The sequence below is a fragment of the Bifidobacterium sp. LH_419 genome, assembly GCF_056356955.1.
The window spans coordinates 1-1,331 of the sequence record NZ_JBKEVG010000033.1; the positions used below are offsets into that span (position 1 = coordinate 1).

Sequence of the window (1,331 nt, forward strand, 5' to 3'; positions counted from 1 at the left end):
CCAGAAACGACTCGGGGGACACACCCCGGAGGAATTCCGGAACATGTCCCCCACAGCCTGATCAGGTACCCTTAATAAACCACGTCCAGCAATCGGGGCGCAGTTCAGGCCGAGGGGGCCGGGATAGATGGGGAGGCTCGGGAATGAGCGTCATCACCGTCGGGATCGTCGACAACGACGTCATCACCGTGAAGGCGCTCGCCGCGCTGCTGGAACGCAACGACGACTTCCACGTCATCTGGACCGCGTCGTCGGGGCGGCAGGCCATCGTCAATTGCCTTGAGGACGAACGATGGCCGGATGTGCTGCTCGTCGACGCGGAACTCGGCGACGACCTCGGCACGGAGGTGTGCCGTCGGCTGCGCGCCGGCAACGGGGAATGCGCGATGCTCGTCATCACTGCGTACCCACCCGAACGCTACCGGCGCGACGCCGCGCGCGCCGGTGCGCAGGGCATCGTCGGCAAGGCCGACTACCCGTGGCTGGAACGGGCCATCCGGCTCGCCCGCGCCGGGCGCGTGTTCGCCGTGCCGACGCCGCGGAGAGAAGGCGTTGACGCCGGTGGTCCCAGTAGCGCCGACGGGCATCGGAGTGGCGGCTCCGCGGATGATGGCGGTCGTCGCCGGAATGGTAACAGTATCGGAGGCAAACCCGGCAATGGCGGGATAGGAGCCGGAGTCGGGGCCCCCGATACCGGCATCGGCTCCGGCGGTGGGATTGCTGATAACCCGGACGAGGCTGATGACGCCGCGCGGTTCCTGCCGCCGGAGGAGGCTCGGCGGCGGCTGCTTGCACAGGCCGCTCGATCTGCCGGTGCCGGTGTCGATGTGGCCGATGCTGCCGGAGTATCGGCCACATCGCGGCTGAGCTTTCAGGAATCGCAGGTGTTGGCGATGTCGGCGGACGGACTGACGCAGAACGAGATCGCCGACCGGCTCGACATCACCCCGGCGAGCGTGCGCACACATTCGCTGCGCGCACGCCGCAAGCTCGGCGCCGCCACCCTCACCCAGGCCGTGGTGACCTGGCTGCACCAAATCGGTCGACGGTAGTGGTCATGGCTGCTCTTCGACGTCGGTTGCATGTTTCTTCGCTAGAAGGGGTACTTTCGCCGCTTCGTGAAAGGCCATCTGCGTTACGAGGGGTACTCGGATGGGGATATTCCGGGCGCCGAGGGCGATTTCAGACCGTATATCCCCGGGATACCCCTGTTGGGATACTGTCTAGTTTCAGCGGATAGTTGACGTATGTCTCGGGGCATGGTTGACGTCATGTCCTGGGGCATGCCTGACGGGTGTCCTGGGGCATGGTTTACGGTCTGCTGATTGTTG

The 1,331-nt window shown here is 65.7% G+C and carries 1 protein-coding gene; it reads left to right on the forward strand.

The window, feature by feature from the left end:
* Positions 1-143 precede the first annotated feature (143 nt).
* On the forward strand, positions 144-1,052 hold the full coding sequence (locus AC1AYX_RS10390; RefSeq protein WP_476503410.1) for a response regulator: 909 nt from the start codon (positions 144-146) through the stop codon (positions 1,050-1,052).
* Positions 1,053-1,331 lie beyond the last annotated feature (279 nt).